The 19,352-nt window shown below is 66.6% G+C and carries 17 protein-coding genes and 3 tRNA genes; 7 read left to right on the top strand and 13 right to left on the bottom strand.

All coding sequences use genetic code 11. The features are described 5' to 3' along the window. Positions 1-38 precede the first annotated feature (38 nt). From AC3WTC_RS09515 to AC3WTC_RS09540, 6 genes are all read right to left on the bottom strand, one after another. On the bottom strand, positions 39-704 hold the full coding sequence (locus tag AC3WTC_RS09515; protein WP_025876340.1) for an HNH endonuclease: 666 nt from the start codon (positions 702-704) through the stop codon (positions 39-41). Positions 705-1,102: 398 nt separating this feature from the next. After that, positions 1,103-2,893, bottom strand: coding sequence for an acyl-CoA dehydrogenase C-terminal domain-containing protein (locus AC3WTC_RS09520; RefSeq protein ID WP_492711324.1), 1,791 nt, complete (start codon positions 2,891-2,893; stop codon positions 1,103-1,105). 65 nt (positions 2,894-2,958) lie between these two features. Beyond that, complete coding sequence (locus tag AC3WTC_RS09525; RefSeq protein WP_025876342.1) at positions 2,959-3,435, bottom strand: LEA/WHy family protein; 477 nt, start codon at positions 3,433-3,435, stop codon at positions 2,959-2,961. 163 nt (positions 3,436-3,598) lie between these two features. Further along, on the bottom strand, positions 3,599-4,165 hold the full coding sequence (locus tag AC3WTC_RS09530) for a lipocalin family protein (protein ID WP_025876343.1): 567 nt from the start codon (positions 4,163-4,165) through the stop codon (positions 3,599-3,601). A gap of 173 nt (positions 4,166-4,338) precedes the next feature. Further along, positions 4,339-4,414 (bottom strand) — tRNA-Phe (locus AC3WTC_RS09535). A 42-nt stretch (positions 4,415-4,456) separates the two neighbouring features. Then, positions 4,457-4,532, bottom strand: a tRNA-Phe gene (locus AC3WTC_RS09540). Between the two features lie 337 nt (positions 4,533-4,869). On the opposite strand from AC3WTC_RS09540, the gene curA reads away from it, so the two are divergent. Further along, positions 4,870-5,889, top strand: a complete 1,020-nt coding sequence (gene curA / locus AC3WTC_RS09545; RefSeq protein ID WP_492711325.1) for an NADPH-dependent curcumin/dihydrocurcumin reductase — start codon at positions 4,870-4,872, stop codon at positions 5,887-5,889. Between the two features lie 9 nt (positions 5,890-5,898). On the opposite strand, the gene AC3WTC_RS09550 is transcribed toward curA, so the two are convergent. Beyond that, complete coding sequence (locus AC3WTC_RS09550) at positions 5,899-6,741, bottom strand: bifunctional transcriptional activator/DNA repair enzyme AdaA (protein WP_492711326.1); 843 nt, start codon at positions 6,739-6,741, stop codon at positions 5,899-5,901. A 132-nt stretch (positions 6,742-6,873) separates the two neighbouring features. Between AC3WTC_RS09550 and AC3WTC_RS09555 the strand changes: the two genes are divergently transcribed. Beyond that, complete coding sequence (locus AC3WTC_RS09555) at positions 6,874-7,635, top strand: SDR family oxidoreductase (protein ID WP_492711327.1); 762 nt, start codon at positions 6,874-6,876, stop codon at positions 7,633-7,635. Between the two features lie 6 nt (positions 7,636-7,641). Here the strand turns inward: AC3WTC_RS09555 and AC3WTC_RS09560 are convergent, their stop codons facing one another. Next, positions 7,642-8,127 (bottom strand): hypothetical protein, encoded by a 486-nt coding sequence (locus AC3WTC_RS09560; protein WP_025876349.1) that lies wholly within the window; start codon positions 8,125-8,127, stop codon positions 7,642-7,644. A 164-nt stretch (positions 8,128-8,291) separates the two neighbouring features. On the opposite strand from AC3WTC_RS09560, the gene AC3WTC_RS09565 reads away from it, so the two are divergent. After that, positions 8,292-8,465, top strand: coding sequence for a hypothetical protein (locus tag AC3WTC_RS09565; RefSeq protein WP_492711328.1), 174 nt, complete (start codon positions 8,292-8,294; stop codon positions 8,463-8,465). Between the two features lie 54 nt (positions 8,466-8,519). Here the strand turns inward: AC3WTC_RS09565 and AC3WTC_RS09570 are convergent. The 4 genes from AC3WTC_RS09570 to AC3WTC_RS09585 form a co-directional block, all read right to left on the bottom strand. Next, positions 8,520-8,595, bottom strand: a tRNA-Ala gene (locus AC3WTC_RS09570). Between the two features lie 134 nt (positions 8,596-8,729). Then, entirely contained in the window at positions 8,730-9,644 is a 915-nt protein-coding gene (locus AC3WTC_RS09575) for an alpha/beta hydrolase (protein ID WP_492711329.1), read from the bottom strand. After that, positions 9,634-10,527 (bottom strand): alpha/beta fold hydrolase, encoded by an 894-nt coding sequence (locus AC3WTC_RS09580; protein WP_218787764.1) that lies wholly within the window; start codon positions 10,525-10,527, stop codon positions 9,634-9,636. Before AC3WTC_RS09580 ends, AC3WTC_RS09575 begins: the two co-directional genes overlap by 11 nt. A gap of 20 nt (positions 10,528-10,547) precedes the next feature. Further along, on the bottom strand, positions 10,548-11,603 hold the full coding sequence (locus AC3WTC_RS09585; RefSeq protein WP_312401864.1) for a sugar phosphate isomerase/epimerase family protein: 1,056 nt from the start codon (positions 11,601-11,603) through the stop codon (positions 10,548-10,550). Between the two features lie 101 nt (positions 11,604-11,704). Here AC3WTC_RS09585 and AC3WTC_RS09590 point away from each other — a divergent pair, with 101 nt between their 5' ends. After that, positions 11,705-12,295, top strand: coding sequence for a TetR/AcrR family transcriptional regulator (locus tag AC3WTC_RS09590; RefSeq protein ID WP_059064683.1), 591 nt, complete (start codon positions 11,705-11,707; stop codon positions 12,293-12,295). Between the two features lie 153 nt (positions 12,296-12,448). After that, positions 12,449-14,779, top strand: a complete 2,331-nt coding sequence (locus tag AC3WTC_RS09595; RefSeq protein ID WP_312401862.1) for a TonB-dependent receptor — start codon at positions 12,449-12,451, stop codon at positions 14,777-14,779. Positions 14,780-14,846: 67 nt separating this feature from the next. Here AC3WTC_RS09595 and rnd read toward each other — a convergent pair whose 3' ends face one another. Further along, positions 14,847-15,926, bottom strand: a complete 1,080-nt coding sequence (gene rnd, locus AC3WTC_RS09600; RefSeq protein WP_492711330.1) for a ribonuclease D — start codon at positions 15,924-15,926, stop codon at positions 14,847-14,849. Positions 15,927-16,010: 84 nt separating this feature from the next. On the opposite strand from rnd, the gene AC3WTC_RS09605 reads away from it, so the two are divergent. Together AC3WTC_RS09605 and AC3WTC_RS09610 are read left to right on the top strand one after the other, a co-directional pair. Further along, positions 16,011-17,894 carry a formylglycine-generating enzyme family protein gene (locus tag AC3WTC_RS09605; RefSeq protein WP_492711331.1) on the top strand — a complete coding sequence of 628 codons (1,884 nt, stop codon included), beginning with the start codon at positions 16,011-16,013 and terminating at the stop codon, positions 17,892-17,894. Between the two features lie 102 nt (positions 17,895-17,996). Then, positions 17,997-18,887, top strand: a complete 891-nt coding sequence (locus AC3WTC_RS09610) for a M48 family metallopeptidase (RefSeq protein ID WP_492711332.1) — start codon at positions 17,997-17,999, stop codon at positions 18,885-18,887. Positions 18,888-19,352: the final 465 nt, after the last annotated feature.

Below are 19,352 nucleotides of genomic sequence, written 5' to 3' on the forward strand. Positions count from 1 at the left end.
GCCCGTGACAGGACGGTGAGGGTTGCATTCCCGGATGTTCAGGTGCAGAGCTTGGAACGCTTGGGCAGCTGGGCCCTCAGGAACGCCATCTGGTCGGCCAGGATGTTGCGGTTGGACAGGATCAGGTGCTCGATCCAGCTCGGCCGGTACGGCACCGCCAGCAGCGGCATGCCGGCCTGTTGCGGGGTGCGGTCGCTCTTGCGCGAATTGCAGTGGAAGCAGGCGGTGACTACGTTTTCCCAGGTATCCAGGCCGCCTTTGGACAAGGGCATGACATGGTCGCGGGTCAGGGTCGGGCGTCCAAACTGCTGGCCGCAGTAAAGGCAGAGATGGGCGTCGCGGGCGAACAGGGCCGGGTTGGTCAGGTTCGGTGTCGGGTCCAGTGCACGCGAGCGGGCATGGCCGCGCGCGGCGATGATCGGGTGCAGGTCCATTCCGCTCTGCATGCCACTGCGACGATTGGTCCCACCGTGGATGTGCAGGCAGGGATCGCCGAGGGTCCAGGCGACGGCATCGCGGGCGTAGAGACAGGCGGCGTCCTGCCAGGTGATCCAGTCCAGGACCCGGCCATGACCATCCAGTGAGAGCAGCCGGACCGTGCCGGGGCGATGCAGCGTCGTGGCGTTGGGCGATGCTTCGGCGCCCGGAGCAGAAAACGGAGCTCCGGCTTCGATCAGACCCAAGCGTGTAGTGTCTGTCTCCATCGGGAAAACAGCTTATACCTGAATCATTGCGATTTGGGTATCGCCCGGAGGGCGAAACCCAAATCGCAAGATTCAGGTCCGCGCATTCTTCCTATTCCCCGCGCCTGTTGGCGCGCCCCCTTTAACAAAAGGGGGCTTTTCTCCAGAGGCATTACGGGTGGTTTCCATCCACGCTTGGTGTGGATCTACCGGGAAATTGTCGAAGGCGGGGTGGGGCCGGTTGCGGGGGCGTGAGCGGCATGGATGGCGCGATCGAGGCTACAGGGACGTACTTGCGCCGTCCCCCGCAATTGGACCCACCCCGCCATCCCGCAGGAAACCAGCTGTTGCTGTTGCTCCAGCTGTTGCGGTTGCCGGCCAGCGGCCGGCACTCCCGTGGGTGCCGACCGCGGCCCGGCTCAGGCGCCGAAGCGTTCGTCGTCCATTGCCATCAGCGGTGCGGCGCCCGCCTGGATGGCGGCGGCGTGGCTGAGGGTGCGCGGCAGCACGCGGGCGAAGTAGAAGCGCGCGGTCTCGCGCTTGCCTTGGGCAAACGCCGCGCCGTGTGCGCTGGCATCGGCGGCGGCAACGCTGCGGGCCCACCAGTAGGCCAGCACCACATAACCCGAATAGAACAGGTAGTCGTAGCTCGCTGCGCCCAGTTCGTCCGGATTGGCGGCCGAACGCTGCAGCACGTCCATCGTCAGCTTGCCCCATTCGGCTGCCTTGGCGCGCAGCGGGCCGATGAACTCGGCCAGGCTCTCGTTGCCTTCATTCGCCTTGGCGAACGCCTCGATCTCGGCCAGCATCAGTTTCAGGCCAGCGCCCTGGCTGGACGCGGTCTTGCGGCCGATCAGGTCCAGCGCCTGGATGCCGGTGGTGCCTTCATACAAGGTGGTGATGCGGGCATCGCGGGCCAGCTGTTCCATGCCGTGTTCGCGGATGTAGCCGTGGCCGCCGAAGCACTGCAGGGCGTTGTAGGTGTTCTCGATGCCCCATTCGGTCTGGCAGGCCTTGGAGATCGGGGTCAGGAAGCTCACCAGGGTGTCAGCGCGCTCGCGTTCACCGGCATCGTCTGCATGGTGGGCGACGTCGATCAGGGTGGCCGCATGCAGGGCCAGCAGGCGGCTGCCTTCCACCAGCGACTTGATGGTCAGCAGCATGCGACGCACGTCCGGATGCACCAGGATCGGGTCGGCCGGCTTGTCCGGGAACTTGGCGCCGCTGAGCGAACGCGACTGCAGGCGCTCGCGGCTGTACTTCAGCGCGTTCTGGTAGGCGCGCTCGGACAGGCCGATGCCCTGCAGGCCGACACCCAGGCGAGCAGTGTTCATCATGGTGAACATCGCCTGCAGGCCCTTGTGCGGCTGGCCGACCAGGTAGCCTTGGGCGCCATCGAAATTCATCACGCAGGTGACCGAGCCCTTGATGCCCATCTTGTGCTCGATCGAGCCACAGCGCAGCGCGTTGCGCTCACCGACGTTGCCGTCGCGGTCGACCTTGAACTTCGGGGTGACGAACAGCGAGATGCCCTTGGCGCCCGGGGGAGCATCGGGCAGCTTGGCCAGCACCAGGTGCACGATGTTGCCGGTCAGGTCGTGCTCGCCGGCGGTGATGAAGATCTTGGTGCCGGTGATCGAATAGCTGCCATCGGCGTTCGGCTCGGCCTTGGTCTTGAGCAGGCCCAGGTCGGTGCCGCAATGCGGCTCGGTCAGGCACATGGTGCCGGTCCAGCGGCCTTCGATCAGCGGCTTCAGGAAGGCCTCGTGCTGCCAGGCTTCGCCGTGCTGCTTCAGCGCTTCGATGGCGCCGTGCGACAGCAGCGGGAAGTTGCCCCAGGCCAGGTTGGCGGCGTTGATCATTTCATTGAGCGGCACGCCCAGCGTGTGCGGCAGGCCCTGGCCGCCCAGTTCCGGCGCCGCGGTCAGGCCGGTCCAGCCGCCGTCGACGAACTGGTCGTAGGCCTGCTTGAAGCCGGGCGGCGTGGTCACTTCGCCGCTGGCCTGGTCGAGCACGCAGCCGATCTCGTCGCCCACGTTGTTGAGCGGGGCCAGTACGCTGGCGCTGAAGCGGCCGGCTTCTTCCAGCACGGCATCGACGACATCGGCGGTGGCGTCGGTGAAGCCAAGACGGGCGAACAGCGGCTCGACCTTCAGCACATCGTGCAGGCCGAAACGAAGGTCGGAAAGCGGGGCGGTGTAGCTGCTCATCGGTGCGTCTCGATTTGATCAGTAACAGGGGGAGCGGCGCGATGCGTCGCGGCGGAAAGCGGAAATCAGCGCAGCACGCCGGGCAGGCCCGGGGCCTGGTTGAGCGTGCTGCGGCTGTTGATATCGAAGGTGCGCTGCTTCTTTTCCTGCGGCGTGGCCGACACAGTGCCCTTCAGGCTGTAGGCGAGGGTGCGATTGCTGGCCAGTGCGTCGGCGATCACCAGGCGTGCGGCCGGGCTGGGCTTGAAGTTCACGTTGATGACATCGGCAGAGACGCCGCCGATGGAGATGCCCGGCTTGGCCGACAGCGGGCCGGCCTCGGTGTCGCCGATGGTCAGGGCCAGTGCGACGTCGTCGAAACTCATCGGCATTGAACTGTAGTTCTGCAGGCGCAGGGCGACAGTCCAGTCGCCATTGGCCTGCACGGTCAGCTGCTGCAGGCTCGCGGCCGGTTCCGAAACACGCTTGACGATGCCATCGCCGCAAGCGACCAGGGCCAGGGTGCACAGGACGATCAAGACGGTACGGAAGCGGTGGAACATGGGCGCAGGTCCTCTGAAGGCGGTGCGTGGGATAAGCATACTACGGCGTATGGTGGAAAAGGTCGCCCGCGGCGACCGGCCACAGAGGGTAGCGCGTGAAGATGCACGCGAGGCGTGCGCGATGCTGGATTGCAGACGTTGCGTGCGCCGGTCGGGCGGCGCCTCAGTCGGCGGGCGCGTCGCGTACGGGCGCGTCGTGCACGGGCGCCATCAGACGCAGCGGCGCCAGGTCGTAACCCATCGCTTGCGCCTTCGCCTTGAGCTGGTCGAACAGGGCGCGGTCCATCTCCGGCAGGCGAGCGAGGATCCACAGATACCTGCGGCCGGGTTCACCGACCATCGCCCACTGGTAGTCCGGGTCCAGCGCGATCACCCAGTAGTCGGCCCAGACCAGGGGCACCCAGCTCAGCCAGTCGGGAACGAAGCGTACCTGCAGCTGGCCGGGCTGCCCGGCAACGGGCCGCGCCACACCCTCGGCGACAATCCGCTCGCCATCGGCCTTGCGGCAGGCGTTGGTGACGCTGATCCGGCCATCGCGGCGCAGCCCGTAGTTGGCAGTGATCTCGCCCACGCATTGCTTCTGGAACGACACCGGCAGATGTGCGATCTCGTGCCACTGGCCGGCATAGCGATCGATGTCCAGTTCGCTGACCGCGCGCACGGGCTCGGCAGCGAGTGCCGGTGCGGCGAAAAGCAGCAGGCAGGCGAGCAGGGCAGGGTGCAAGCGCATTGGTCGGCTCCGGGCAGGAGTCTGGAGCGTAGGTTGCGCAGCACGCGGAGGTGTGAATGTTTCGTCAACCCACGTGCCGCATCCGCGCAGGATCGATGCGGCGCGATCCATGTCGTGCGTGGACGGAACGTCACGGACAAAAAAAGACCTGCATTTCTGCAGGTCTTCGAACATGGTGGCCGAGGACGGAATCGAACCGCCGACACGGGGATTTTCAATCCCCTGCTCTACCAACTGAGCTACTCGGCCATGTAGAAAAAAAAGACCCGCATTTCTGCAGGTCTTCGAAAGTGGTGGCCGAGGACGGAATCGAACCGCCGACACGGGGATTTTCAATCCCCTGCTCTACCAACTGAGCTACTCGGCCACTTGTTTCGTTGCAGCGATGTCGCTGCCGAGGACGCGCATATTACGGACGTAGGACAGGTTCGGCAAGCGTTTTGGAAAAAAACCTTCACATTGGTGTCTGCGGCCAGCGGAAGTACCTGCAAGTGGTTGATCCTGCGTAGAGCCGGCCTGACCGGGAATGCCGGACGCGGAAAACAGCGGCCCGTCGCTGGCGCCAAAGGTGACGGGGCAAGCGATGCAGCGGCGGAGTGGGGAAGGCACCGATGGAACGCTGTTTTCATGGCACCCACGAGGGCAGGGCGCGGCGTACTGTCGCGGTTCCTCTCCCGACGCTGCCCGCAGCAGAGCCATTGGACATGTCCGATTCAACTACCCGCATCGTGCTTGCCTCGCGCCCGCAAGGTGCGCCGGTCGCCGCCAATTTCCGCCTCGAACAGGTGCCGCTGCCGGCATTGGCCCCAGGCCAGGTGCTGCTGCGCAACCGCTACCTGTCGTTGGATCCGTACATGCGCGGACGCATGGACGATGGCCCGTCGTACGCACCGCCGGTGGCAGTGGATGCGGTGATGGAGGGCCAGACCGTGGCCGAGGTGCTGCAGTCGCAGGCGCCTGGCCTGGCGGTGGGCGAGCTGGTGCTGGCCCCCGGTGGCTGGCAGACGCATGCCGTGGTGGCGGGTGATGCGATCAGCCGGCACCTGGATCCGGCCGGGCTGCCGCTGAGCACAGCGTTGGGCGTGTACGGCATGCCGGGGTTCACCGCGTACTCCAGCCTGATCGAAATCGGCAAGCTGCAACCCGGCGAGACCCTGGTGGTGGCCGCTGCCAGTGGACCGGTCGGCGCCACCGTGGCCCAGTTGGCCAAGCTGCAGGGCGCGCGGGTGGTTGCCATCGCCGGCGGTGAGGCCAAGCGTGCCTATCTGGAAACACTGGGCGTGGACGTGGCGCTGGACCATCGCGCCTCTGGTTTTGCCGAACAGCTGCGCGCTGCCGTGCCGGATGGCATCGACGTGTACTTCGAGAACGTGGGTGGCCATGTGCTCGATGCCGTGCTGCCGCTGCTCAATGATTTCGCGCGCATTCCGGTGTGCGGCACCATCGCCACCTACAACGCCCGCGGCGTCGCGCAGCCTGGACCGGACCGGCTGCCGGCGCTGTTCAGCCAGATCCTGCGCCAGCGCCTGACCGTGCGTGGCTTCATCGTGCATGACTTCAAGCATCTGTGGCCCGATTTCGAGCGCGACATGCCGCAGTGGCTGCGCGATGGACGCATCCAGTATCGCGAGGACGTCGTGCAGGGCCTGGAAAATGCACCCGAAGCCTTCTTCGGCCTGCTGCAGGGGCGCAACTTCGGCAAGCTGGTGGTGAAGCTGGATTGAGCGACCGCGTCAGCGACGGGTCATCTTTTCCCGCCGCAGCAGTTCGCGCTTGCGTTCCACGCCCCAGGCATAGCCGGACAGATCTCCGTCGCGCCGCACCACGCGGTGGCAGGGCACCGCCACTGCGAGAGGATTGCTGGCACAGGCGCGGGCTACCGCACGACTGGCACGCGGCGCGCCGATCCGCGCTGCGATGTCGGCGTAGGACGCAGTCTGCCCGTGCGGAATGCGCTGCAGTGCCTGCCATACCCGCTGCTGGAAGGCGGTGCCACGGATATCCAGTGCCAGCGTGATGCCGCGCGCAGGCTCTTCGACCAGGCCGATGACCTGGGCGATGAGGTGTTCGTAGCCCCGATCGGCACCCACCAGTTCAGCTTGCCGAAAGCGCTGCTGCAGGGAGTACAGCAACGCTTCTGGATCATCGCCCAGCAGGATCGCGACCACGCCGGTGCTGCTGCTTGCCACCAGTACGCTGCCCAGCGTGCTCTGTGCAATCGCGAATCGGATGACCTCGCCGCCGCCGCCCGCGCGCCAGCGCTTGGGTGTCATCCCCAACAGGCGGGGGGCATTTTCGTAGAAGCGTCCGCTGGAACCGAATCCCGCCTCGTGGAAGGCATCGGTGATCCGGTCCTGGCGTTGCAGCCCTTCGCGCAGGCGGTCGGCGCGCAGGGCAGTGGCGTACTGCTTCGGGGTCACGCCGGTGGCTTGCTTGAACAGGCGATGCAGGCGGGACGGGCTGCAGCCGGCGATGTCGGCCAGTTCCTGCAGCGACGGTTCGTCAACGCTGGCCTGCAGATGACGGCAGACCCGTTCAATACGGGCATCCAGATCGATATCGGCGGTGCTGTCCATGTCGTGATTCTGGCATGCACCAGGGCAGTGGAAACTCCGTTTCCTGCACCCACCGGCCGGGTCTGGAAACGGAGTGTCGGCGTGGCCGTGCAGGCGCATGGTTGCGGGCATATCCCAACCCGGAGCACATCCATGCGGCTGCACGACAAGATCATCCTCATCACCGGCGCCAGCGCCGGCATTGGCCGCGCCAGCGCGCTGCGTTTCGCTGCTGAGGGCGCGCGACTGGTCCTCAATGCGCGGCGCCCACAGCCGCTTCATGAACTGGCTGCGCAGATCCGCGCAAGCGGCGGCGAAGTGGCCGTGCATGCGGGTGACGTGGCCGATGCTACCACCGCGCAGGTGCTGGTCGATCTGGCCCAACAGTCATTTGGCGGATTGGATGCCGCCATCAACAACGCCGGCATGCTCGGCCCCAGCCTGCCCACCGCAGAGCTCCCTGCCGATGCCTGGCGCGAGGTGGTGGCCACCAACCTGGATGCCGCTTTCCATGCGGCGCGCGCGCAGTTGCCGGCATTGCTGGCACGCGGCGGTGGCTCGCTGGTGTTCGTCGGCACGTTCGTCGGCCACACCGTGGGATTCCCGGGCATGGCGGCCTATGCAGCGAGCAAGGCCGGGCTGATCGGCCTGAGCCAGGTGATCGCCGCCGAGTACGGTGCGCGCGGCGTACGCAGCAACGTGCTGCTGCCCGGTGGCACCGACACCGAAATGGGCCGGCAGGCCGCGCCCACGGGCGATGCGCGTGATTTCGTGCGCTCGCTGCACGCCCTCAAGCGCATGGCTGAGCCGGAAGAGATCGCCAACGCGGCGTTGTTCCTGGCCAGCGATGAAAGCAGTTTCGTCACTGGCAGCGCGATGCGTGTCGAGGGAGGAGTGTCGATTACCCGCACCTGAGCATGCTCACCGGCGTGGGCGGTAGCGGATGCCGCTGCTGGCCATGAACCCCTTCGGATCGAAACCGGCCCAGGCCTCGCCCCAGTCGAAGCGGGCGTGCCCGCCTGCCAGCGTCCGCCCCAGTGCCGCGCCGAGCGTGCGCTTCATGAAGGCGACCTCGGCGTCGATGGCCGCCTGGGTCGGCCAGCCCTCCTGCAGCTCTGCACCAGGCAGTTCGACGCCCATCGTCACCATGTCCAGTTGCTGGCCGCGGAAGCACAGGCTGATGCCTGCGCGGGCGCCGCCCAGGCTCAGCCCCTGCAGGCTTAGCCACAGATAGCCTGTGCCGACGTCGCGTTCGCCTTGGATCCACGCGGCAAACGCGATGCGCGCCTGGTCCAGTGACAGCGCGGGGCCGATCCGGGTCGGCAGGTTGCCGATCTGGATGCGTCCATCGGCGGCGTCGATGGTCATTGGCGCTGCTGGCGAAGCGGACTGCGCACGAGAGGGCATGGCATATTCCGATAAACATGAGGCTTTCTGATTCTGGGGGGGAGCCGATTGCGGTCGCAAGGCCGAGGCTGCACACGGTGTTGGCGCCGGACTGACCTGCGGCTCACGCCCCACGCTCTAGCGTGGCCGGGAGCATCGGTCCCCCACCGATGACGGAGCTTTCGATGAGCGAGCGCGACAAGGACCAGGCTGACCCCAAGCAGGGCGTGCAGGAAAGCCGGCAGGACAAGCAGCAGGATGAAGTGGCCAAGCAGCGTCCCGGCCAGCAGGACCAGAAGGTGCGCGATGCACATTCGCGTGCACCCGTGCGCAAGGACGGCGGGCAGGAGCCGGCCTGAGCGGCTGGCCAAAAAAGAAAGCCCCGGCAGTGCCGGGGCTTTCTGTTTTTCATATGGTGGAGCCAAGGAGGATCGAACTCCTGACCTCGTCATTGCGAACGACGCGCTCTCCCAGCTGAGCTATGGCCCCATTGGGGTGTTGCATCCCGTGGGCAGCGGAGCTGGCGCCACGTGACGACCCTAGCATAGCGCTGGCCGGTGCCGGCTGCAAAGGGGCGGGCCGGACACAGCGGCGCAGGTGCTCTGCGCCGCTGCAGGCCTGGCTCAGGGCAGCAGGGCCGCCGCGCGCTGGATCGCGATGTCGGTCGCCGCCGAGACACCATGCAGGTGGATGCAGGCGTGGATCATCCCCGGCAGGCGCTCCAGCGTGCAGTCCACACCCGCTTCCCGCAGGTTGGCGGCGTACTGTTCAGCTTCGTCGCGCAGCGGATCGAACTCACAGCTCAGCACCGTGGCCGCCGGCAGGCCACGCAGATCGCGGGCGTGCAGGGGCGAAGCCAGCGCCTGTCGGCGGTCACTGTCGCCGAGGTAGGCCTGCCAGCAGCGCTGCATCAGTCCGGCGCTGAGGTAGTAGCCGTCGGCGAACTCGCGGTAGGAGCCGCTGGCCATGGTGGCATCCAGTGCCGGGTACAGCAGCAGTTGATGCGATGGCAACGGCAGTCCCTGATCGCGCAGCAGCAGGCAGCACGCGGCGGCGAGATTGCCGCCGGCGCTGTCGCCGCCGATGACCAACCGTGCCGGATCAAGACCCAGCGCGGTGGCATGGGCCTGCAGCCACAGCCAGGCATCGGCGACGTCGTGCAGCGGCGTCGGGAACGGATGCTCCGGCGCCAGGCGATAGCCGACGGCAGCGACGACATGGCCGCTGGCATTGGCCAGGGCCCGGCAGGGGCCGTCATAGACCGCCAGCGAGCACTGGAACCAACCACCGCCGTGGGCGAACAACAGGGCAGGGCGCAGCTCGGTGCCGTTGGCTGCGGGCGTATACAGGCGCACGACCAGCGCATAACCGTCGCGCGCGCTGATGACGTGCTCCACGACATGCGATACCGCCTCGGTGGCACCCTGCAGCGTGGGCAGCGCCTGCTCGCTCAGTGCGCGCAGTTCCAGCAGATCGTCTGGCAGCGGTTGCGCCGCCACCGCATCGACGAAAGACTGCAATGCAGGTTCAAGCGGCATGGTCAGCCTCCTGCAGGAACGGCAGCAGCTGGGCGAGGAAGGCGTCCGGTGCCTCTTCCATGATGAAGTGGCCACACCCCGGCACGACGCTGCCGCGCAGGTCATCGGCGTGCGGCTGCAGGGTCAGCATGGGGGCATTGCCGGTGGCGTGCTCGGCGCCGATGGCCAGCACCGGCATCGTCAACCGGCGTTGTGCGCGGAGCTGGTTCTGGCGGATGGTTTCCGGAATCGCACGGTACCAGGCAAAGCCTGCACGCAACGCGCCGGGGCGGCTGTAGGCGGCGATGTAGGTTTCGCTGGCCACCGCATCGCGCCGGTACGACCAGCGGTCGAACATGAAGTCCAGGTAGGCACGTTCGCGACCGGTGATGAGGGCCTCGGGCAGATCGGCCACCTGGTTGAACATGAAGTGCCACAGGAAGATGTTGTCGGCCGGCGCGGCGAAGATGCCCGGCTCGGGTGCCAGCCCGGGAATCACCGCCTCGGTCACGGCCAGGCGCTGCACCGCCTGCGGCTGGTCGCTGGCCAATGCATAGGCGATCCACATGCCGATGTCATGGCCGACCACCTGATAGCGCTCGTGGCCCAGCGCCTGCATGGTCTGGTGCAGTACTGCGGCGGCGCTGCCGGTGTCGTAGCCGTGCGCGGGACGATCGGATTCGCCGATGCCGGGCGGGTCGACCGCGATCGCTTCGAAGCCGGCCTCGGCCAGGGCATGCAGCACGTGGCGCCAGGCGTACCAGGTCTGCGGCCAGCCGGGAATCAACAGCACCGGTTGACCGCTGCCGGCGGAGACGCAATGCACGCGCTGGCCGTCGATGCGCAGGTAGTGGTGGCGCACGGTGTCGTCGCCGGGGGTACCAGCGGTGGAAAAATTCGTCATGGGGATGTTCCTGTGGGGGCTCAGGCGATGCCGAGCATGTGCTGCAGCTGGGCGCTGCTGATCGGCGCGCCGGCGAAGTCGTCGAAGATCTTGTCGGTGACCGGGATGATGTGGTCGCGGATGAAGGCGGCACCTTCGCGCGCACCGGCTTCCTGGTCCTTCAGGCAGCACTCCCATTCCAGCGTTGCCCAGCCGGCGTAGTCGTACTGCGCCAACTTGGAGAAGATCGACTTGAAATCGACCTGGCCGTCGCCCAGCGAGCGGAAGCGGCCTGCGCGTTCGGTCCAGTCGGCGTAGCCACCGTAGATGCCCTGGCGACCATTGGGACGGAACTCCGCATCCTTGACGTGGAACATGCGGATCAGCGGATGGTAGATGTCCAGGAACTGCAGGTAATCCAGCTGCTGCAGCACGAAGTGGCTGGGATCGAACAGGATGCGGCAGCGCTCGTGCTGGCCAACACGCTCGAAGAAGCGTTCGAAGCTGGTGCCATCGTGCAGGTCTTCGCTGGGATGGATTTCGTAGCAGAGGTTGATGCCGTTGTCCCCGCAGGTATCGAGGATCGGCCGCCAGCGGCGTGCCAGCTCATCGAATGCGGCATCGATCAGGCCTGGCGGACGCTGCGGGAAGGGGAACAGGTAGGGCCAGGCGAATGAGCCGGAGAAGGTGCCCATGTCCTGCAGCCCGAGCCGGCGCGAGGCGCGGGCGGCCAGATGCAGCTGCTGCTGTGCCCATTCGCTGCGTGCCTGCGGATTGCCGCGCAGTGCTTCCGGTGCGAAACCATCGCACAGCTCATCGTAGGCCGGATGCACCGCCACCAGCTGGCCCAGGATGTGGGTGGTCAGCTCGCTGACCTGCAGGCCGTGCTCGGCCAGGGTGCCACGCAGGTCATCGCAGTAGTCCTGGCTGTCGGCGGCGGTGGCCAGGTCGAACAGGCGCGCGTCCCATGCCGGAATCTGCAGCGCCTTGAAACCATGACCGGCTGCCCAGGCGGCGATGCCGGACAGGCTGTCGAACGGCGCCTGGTCGCCAGCGAACTGCGCCAGATGCAGGCTGGGGCCTTTGAGGGTTTGCATGTGTTGCTCCAATTGTTTGTCGGTCGACAAAGAATAGGCGCGTGCATCGGGATGGTCAACACCCGCGTTACACTGCGCGCCTCAGAACGGCAGGCAGGCAGATGGCAGGGCGACCGCGCGAATTCGACAGGGACCAGGCATTGCGCAAGGCGATGCTGCTGTTCTGGCAGCACGGCTATGAGGGCACCTCGATGTCGGCCCTGGTCGAAGCGCTTGGCATTGCCTCGGCGCGCATCTACGCCGCGTTCGGCAGCAAGGAGCAGCTGTTCCGCGAAGCGGTGGCGCTGTACGAGGAAGGCGAGGGCGGCTTCGCGCCGCGCGCGCTGGAGCAGGCGTCACTGCGCGATGCGATCGGCAGCATGCTGCGGGATGCCGTGTTGACCTACACCCGTCGCGGTCGTCCGCATGGCTGCCTGGTAGTGTCCTCGGCCAGCAGCGTGTCACCGGATGGCGAGGGCGTACGCGACTGGCTGGCCGGCCACCGCCGCCAGCGCACGGCAGCGATCATCGCGCGGCTGCAGCAGGCGCAGGCGGCTGGCGAGCTGGCCGCCGATCTGTCGGTGCAGGCGCTGGGCGATCATTTCGCCACGGTGCTGCATGGCATCTCGGTGCAGGCGCGAGACGGCATCAGTCGCGAACGCCTGCTGGCGATGGTCGAGGTCGCGCTGGCGCCGTTACCGCAGCACGGCTGAGGCGGGACTGTGCCGAAAACGGCCTGATCCCCCTGCTGCCTAGCGGCGCAACGAAATTGTAACAATTTGGAGGATAATGGCGGCTTGCGCAGTTTTCCTCCTATTTGCCGCCCGGTCAGCGCAGGCCGCACGGACGCCTCCTCAGAGCTTTCGATGCCTTCCCATTCCGATTCCCGCCGTTCGTCGGGCATGTCGTCCTCCTTCGTTTCCTTCCGTCGCCATCCGCTGGCCCTGGCCTGTGCAGGCCTGGCGCTGGCTGCCAGCTTCGGTGCTGCCGCGCAGGACAGTGCACCGACCCCGACCGGGCTGGACACCATCACCGTGACCGCCGAGCACCGCGAGCAGAACCTGCAGGAAGTGCCGGTGTCGGTAGGCGTGGTGCAGGGCGAGCGCATGCGCGACTTCACCGCCGGCGGCGACGACACCCTGCTGGCGCTGTCCGGCCGCGTGCCGAGCCTGTATGCGGAAACCACCACCGGCCGCATCTTCCCGCGCTTCTACATCCGCGGCCTGGGCAACATCGATTTCTACCTCGGTGCCTCGCAGCCGGTGTCGATCATCCAGGACGACGTCGTGCTGGAGCACGTGGTGCTGAAGTCCAACCCGGTCTATGACGTGGACCAGGTGGAAGTGCTGCGCGGTCCGCAGGGCTCGCTGTTCGGCCGCAACACCACCGCCGGCATCGTCAAGTTCGACACCCTCAAGCCGACCCAGGACTACAGCGGTCGCGTCAGCGCCAGCTATGCCTCCTACAACAGCGTGTCGATCGACGGTGGCTTCGGCGGCCCGATCAACGACATCGCTTCGTTCCGCGTGTCGGCGCTGTACCAGCACCGCGACGACTACGTCGACAACACCTACACCGGCCCCAGCGCCGACGGCACGGTCAGCCCGAAGAAGAACGCCATGGGCGGCTTCGACGACCGCAACGTGCGTGCGCAGCTGCTGCTGACCCCCAGCGACGAGTTCTCGATCCTTGCTTCGGCCCACGCCCGCGACTACGAAGGCACCTCGACCCTGTTCCTGCGCAACGCACTGACCAAGGGCTCGAACAAGACCGACGTGCCGCGTGACCAGGTCGCCTACGACGAGGCCGACAACAACCCGCAGGCGTACAAGACCTACGGTGGTTCGGTGAAGGCGCGTTATGACTTCGGCGCGATCGACTTCACCTCGATCACCGCTTACGAGACCACTTCCGGCTACAGCCGCGGTGACACCGACGGCGGCGCTGCGGTCAACTTCCCGGTCAATGGCGTGCCGAACGGCTACGGCCAGTCGATGGGCCAGATCCGTGACCTGGACCAGTGGACCCAGGAGTTCCGCCTGGCCAGCCATGACGACAGCGCCCTGCAGTGGCAGGCCGGTGCGTTCTACTTCAACGGCAGCGACACCACCGACTTCTACCAGCGCGCCTGGTTCCTGAAGGGCGCTGCGCGCAACCCGAACAACTGGGTGCGCCTGCGCAACAAGAACACCTCCTGGGCCGGTTTCGGCCAGCTCAGCTACGCCTTCACCGACAAGTTCACCGTCACCGCCGGCCTGCGCCAGACCCGCGATGAGAAGCACACCCGCCTGCTGAAGACGGCCGATACCGCTGCCGGCCTGGTCACCTACAAGGGCCGCACCGACGTCAAGATGACCGACACCACCCCGAGCTGGGATCTGAGCGCGATGTATCAGATCACCCCGGACGTGAGCGTCTATGCGAAGGTCGCCCGCGGCTTCCGTGGCCCGACCATCCAGGGCCGTTCGGCGGTGTTCAATGCCGACTTCACCACCGCCGATTCGGAAACGATCCTGTCCTGGGAAGCGGGCGTGAAGAGCAGCCTGTGGGACAACCGCCTGCGCCTGAACGCCACCGCGTTCACCTACACCGTCAACGACATCCAGCTCAACGGCAACGATTCGGACGGCAACGGCGTGCTGTTCAACGCCGACAAGGCCAAGGCCTACGGCTTCGAAGCGGACATGGAGCTGCGCCCGATCCAGAACCTGACCCTGAGCGCCGGCCTGAGCCTGCTGCACAGCGAGATCAAGGACAAGCGCGTCTACGCGCAGGTCTGCGGCCTGAACGGCCAGGTGGTGTGCACGGTGAACGATCCGACCATCAAGGTCGGTGCCAACACCTTCGCGCAGATCGATGGCAACCCGCTGCCGAACGCACCGAAGTACAACATCAACCTGGCAGCGCGCTACGACTTCCCGGTCAGCGACGCGGCCACGATGTTCGTGTCCACCGACTGGAACAAGCAGGGCTACACCAGCTTCGTGCTGTACGACAGCAAGGAGTTCAACTCCAAGGGTGATTTCGAGGGTGGTCTGAAGATCGGCTATTCGGGCAACTACGGTGCCTACGAAGTGGCGCTGTTCGCGCGCAACATCACCAACGAGAAGAACCTCAAGGGTGTGATCGAGAACTACATGGCCGCGGTCTACAACGAACCGCGCACCGTGGGTGTTTCGCTGAACATGAACTGGTAAGCACTACCGGTTGGAGTATCGAAAACGGCGCTCATCGAGCGCCGTTTTTCGTTGTCCGCCCGGTTCCTCAGACTGCGGGCAACAACGCTTGCAACCGCGGCTCCAGTTCCTGCTGGCGCCAGCCGGCCAGTGCAGCCGGCCACTGCTGGTGCTCCAGATAGCTTTCCAGATGCTTGCGTGAGGCCAGCACGCCGTCGGCCAGGCCGAGCTCGCGGCTGCGTTCGGCCACCGCATCCTGCAGCTTCTTCAGCAGCTGCTTGCTGGCATCGCTGGCCTGCATCGCCAACGGCGCATCGGCTTCGTCGGCCAGCGGCGTGTCCAGCGCCTGCCATACCGCAGCGGCCAGCTTGCGCGGCGCCTTCGGGAACTGTTCGAACAGCTTGCTCACTGCAGCGGCATCGGCTGGCGGGGTGCGTGCCAGGGTGGCGGCCAGTTCGTTGTCCAGGATCCAGCTGCGCGGGCGGTCGCTGGCGCGCGCCTGCATGTCGCGCCAACGCAGCAGGCGCAGCAGGCGGCGCTGCGCGGGCGCGTCCAGGAACTGCGCCGAGCGCATGCCCAGGTGGGGCCAGCGGTCTTCGTCATTTGCCACGCTGGCCAGCAGCCGCTCGCCATCGTCGTGCAGCCACTGCTGGCGCCCCAGCGTTTCCAGCTTGGCGGAGATGGCGTCGTGCATCGCGAACAGATGCTCGACGTCGTCGGCGGCGTACTTCAGCTGGGAGTCCGACAACGGCCTGCGCATCCAGTCAGAGCGGGTTTCGCCCTTTTCCAGTGCCACGCCGGTGATCTCCTGCACCAGCTTCTGGTAGCCCATGCCAGCACCGATGCCAGCCAGCGCGGCGCCGATCTGGGTGTCGAACAACGGACGCGGCAGCACGCCACAGGTCCACTTGAACGCCACCAGGTCTTCGCTGGCGCTATGCATCACCTTGGTGATGGATTCATCGGCCAGCCACGGCGCCAAGGCCTCGGGCATGCCGGGAATCAACGGGTCGATCAGCAGGATGTCCTCGCCGACGGCCATCTGCACCAGCGCCAGCTGTGGCCAGAAGGTGCGTTCACGGATGAATTCGGTATCCAGGCCGATGCGGGTCGGCCGCTGCTGGCGGTATGTGTCCAGCTCGGCGGGGGTGGTGATCCAGGTTGCCACGTGTCAGGGCCTACTACTCGGGTTTGCTCAGGCAGGGGAGAATAGCCTAACGTCGGTCCGCATCCGTGCCGAAGGAGGCCCTGCTTGCGTTTTCTGCTGTCGCCCGCGCTGTTTACCGCCTTGGCCGTGAGCCTGGCCGGTTGCACGCCGTCGCCCCCTGCGCAGACCGCCGGTGCCACCGCAGCCCAGCCGGCCGATCCCGTACCAGAGGCCGGTCCGGCGCGTGGTACCGGGCGGGGCACGGTGACCATTGCCGGTGACGACGCGGCCGAGGACATCCAGCAGTGGACGCCGCCGCGGGTCGATCGCCAGGGACGTACGCTGGCACAGCTGCGCCGGGCTGCCGACCAGGCATTCGCGCGGGGGAATCTGTATGAAGATGGCGATGCGGCCGTGCCCCTGTGGCTGGCAGTGCAGGAGGAGGAACCCGACGATCGGCAGGCGCGCCTGGGCCTGCAACGCGCGAAACAGAAGCTGCAGCAGCAGGCCGATGCCTTGTTGCAGCGGCCATTGCAGCAGCGTGAGGCGCTGGCCGAAGCCGGGCGCCAGGCGCTGGTGCTGCTGACCCTGGCGCCGAAGGACGAGAAGGTGCGCGCGCTGCAGGGGCGGGTCGAGACCGCGCAGCGTGTGGTCGCCTACAACCGCGCGGGCGAAGACGATCTGCGTGCCGACCGTATCGGCGAAGCGGGGGATGGTGCGATTGGCAACTTCCGTGAGGCACTTGCGCTGGACCCGGCGAATCGTCGCGCGCGGCAGGGCCTGGCAGCTGCGGAAAGTGGGCTGATCCGGCGTGCCGAGGATGCCGCGCGTATCCGCGATTTCGCCAGTGCCGGCGCGTGGTTGGCAGAAGCCAGCAAGGTGCGGGACTCGTCACCGACCATCGCTGATGCGTTCGAGCGCATCGAGCAGATCCGTGCAGCGGCACTGGTCCAGCTGCGCGATGGCGGCCTGCATGATCTGACTACCCCGCAGGGGCTGAAGCCCGCGCGCGAGAAGCTGGCCGAAGCGCTGCGCATTGCCTTGCCGGGCGACGCGGTGGTGGCGCAGTTGCGCGAACGCATCGAACTGGCCACCCATTACGGCAGCTTCCGGCCGGGGCAGGTGTTCAGCGATGCGCTGCGTGATGGCGGCCGTGGACCGCAGATGATCGTGGTGCCGCATGGCGGATTCCAGATGGGCGCCAGTGATACCGAACCGGGCGCAACCGACGCAGAGCGGCCATCGCACTATGTGCGTTTCGAGCGTGGGTACGCGATGGCGATCACCGAGATCACCGTGGGTGACTTCGAGCGCTATGTGAAGGCGACCAATGCCCGCCCACGTGCGACCCGGCGTGGACATTCGGTGGTCTATGACGAGCGCAGCGGCAATTTCATCCGTCGCAGCGGTGTGGACTGGCGGTCCGACTATGACGGCGGGCGGGCACTGGGCAATTCGCCGGTGATGCACGTGAGCGTTCGTGATGCCGAGAACTACGCGAACTGGCTGTCCGAACAGACCGGCCGCAGCTACCGCCTGCCCAGCGAGGCCGAGTTCGAGTACGCGATGCGTGCCGGCAGCAGTGGCCGCTACCCGTGGGGCGATGCCGGGCTGCCACCGGAAGGCAGTGGCAATTACACCGGCAGCAAGGATGTTTCGCCTTCGGGCAGGCACTGGCACAACGCCTTCGTCGGCTATGGCGATGGTTGGTGGGGACCGGCCCCGGTCGCCAGTTTCCAGGCCAACGCCTTCGGGCTGCATGACATGGGCGGCAATCTGAGCGAGTGGGTGGCCGATTGCTGGCATGCCAGCTATCGGCGCGCGCCGGCTGATGGTGTGGCGTGGTTCAACCCGGGCTGCCGTTCACGGGTGATCCGGGGTGGCAACTGGGCCAACGCGCCGGAGCAGACCCGGGCGGCGTGGCGGCAATCGCAGGATTCGGATACCACCAATGCGCGCATCGGCTTCCGACTGGTGCGAGGGATCTGACGGGCACGACTGGATCGGCGCCGGTTTCACCCGCCGCAGGCAGCGCCGCACTAAGATTGCGCCGTACCCGCCGGCCGGCGGGGTCAGCCGGAAGACCAGCCGATGCGCAACGATCCTTTTTCCCGCTCGCCGCAGCAGCGGCGTGGCCTGTTCGGCAACATCCGCTGGTGGGTGCTGCTGCTGGCCGCCGGCTACGCGGCGTTCTACTGGTTCTCCAACCGTGCGGTCGACCCCTATACCGGCGAGAAGGTGCTGATCGACAGCAGCCTGGACGCCAGCCAGGAGAAGGCACTGGGCCTGCAGGCCTACCAGCAGATCCTGTCGCAGGAGCGCCCTTTGGGCCCGAATGAACAGGTCTCGCGGGATGTCCGGGCGATTGCCGAGCGACTGATCGCCAAGGTGGACGTGGTCGAAACCGCGCTGGCGCAGGAACACGGGCTGCAGCCGGCACACTTCGCACGCGAATTCGAGTGGGAAGTGAACGTGATTCCGTCCGAGCAGGCCAATGCTTTCTGCCTGCCCGGTGGCAAGATGGCGGTCTACACGGGGCTGATTCCGGTGGCGCGCACCCGCGATGCGATGGCGGTGGTGATGGGCCATGAGATCGCCCACGCATTGCTGCGCCATGGTGCACAGCGCATGGCCCAGCAGAAGCTGACCCAGATCGGCCAGGTAGCCGGCGCCGCCAGTGGCATGGATGCGCAGCAGCAGCAGATGATGATGTCGGCGATGGGCTATGGGTATCTGTTGCCGTACGCGCGCAGCCACGAGACGCAGGCCGATGAAGTGGGCCTGATGCTGGCGGCCGCGGCGTGCTTCGACCCGCGCGAGGCGGTGCCGCTGTGGCAGCGCATGGGCCAGGCCGGTGGTGGCCAGTCGCCGCCGGAGTTCGCCTCGACCCACCCCAACCCGGGCACCCGTATCCAGAACCTGCAGGCGTTGATGCCGAAGGCACTGGAGTATCGGCAGAAGTTCTGCGAGCAGGCCAGGTAAAGGGTGGTTCGGCAGGGCTGCGCCCTGCACCCGCAGAAGCGGTAGTGCCGGCCGCTGGCCGGCAACCTCAACAGCAACAGCTGGCTTCCTGTGGGATGGCGGGGTGGGTCCGGTTGCGGGGGACGCCGTGAACCCGTCCATGGGGGCTTGGCAGCCGCATCCATGCGGCTGACACCCCGCAACCGGACCCACCCCGCCTTCGACAGATTTCGCGATCTGTCGGAACGGCATGGCCTGCCCTTGGTGGGTGTCGACCTTGGTCGACACGGTAGATCCACGCCATGCGTGGATGCATTTCGATCAATTGTCGAAATATTCGATCTCGATGGAGATTCATTCACGCATGGCATGGATGTACCAACCGCCACCGGGAAACTCTCGAAGGCGGGGTGGGTCCGGTTGCGGGGGCGTGAGCGCCATGGATGGCGCGACCGAGCTTACATGGACGTACTTGCAGCGTCCCCC

Source organism: Stenotrophomonas sp. FW305-C-20-S1 (genome assembly GCF_058783335.1).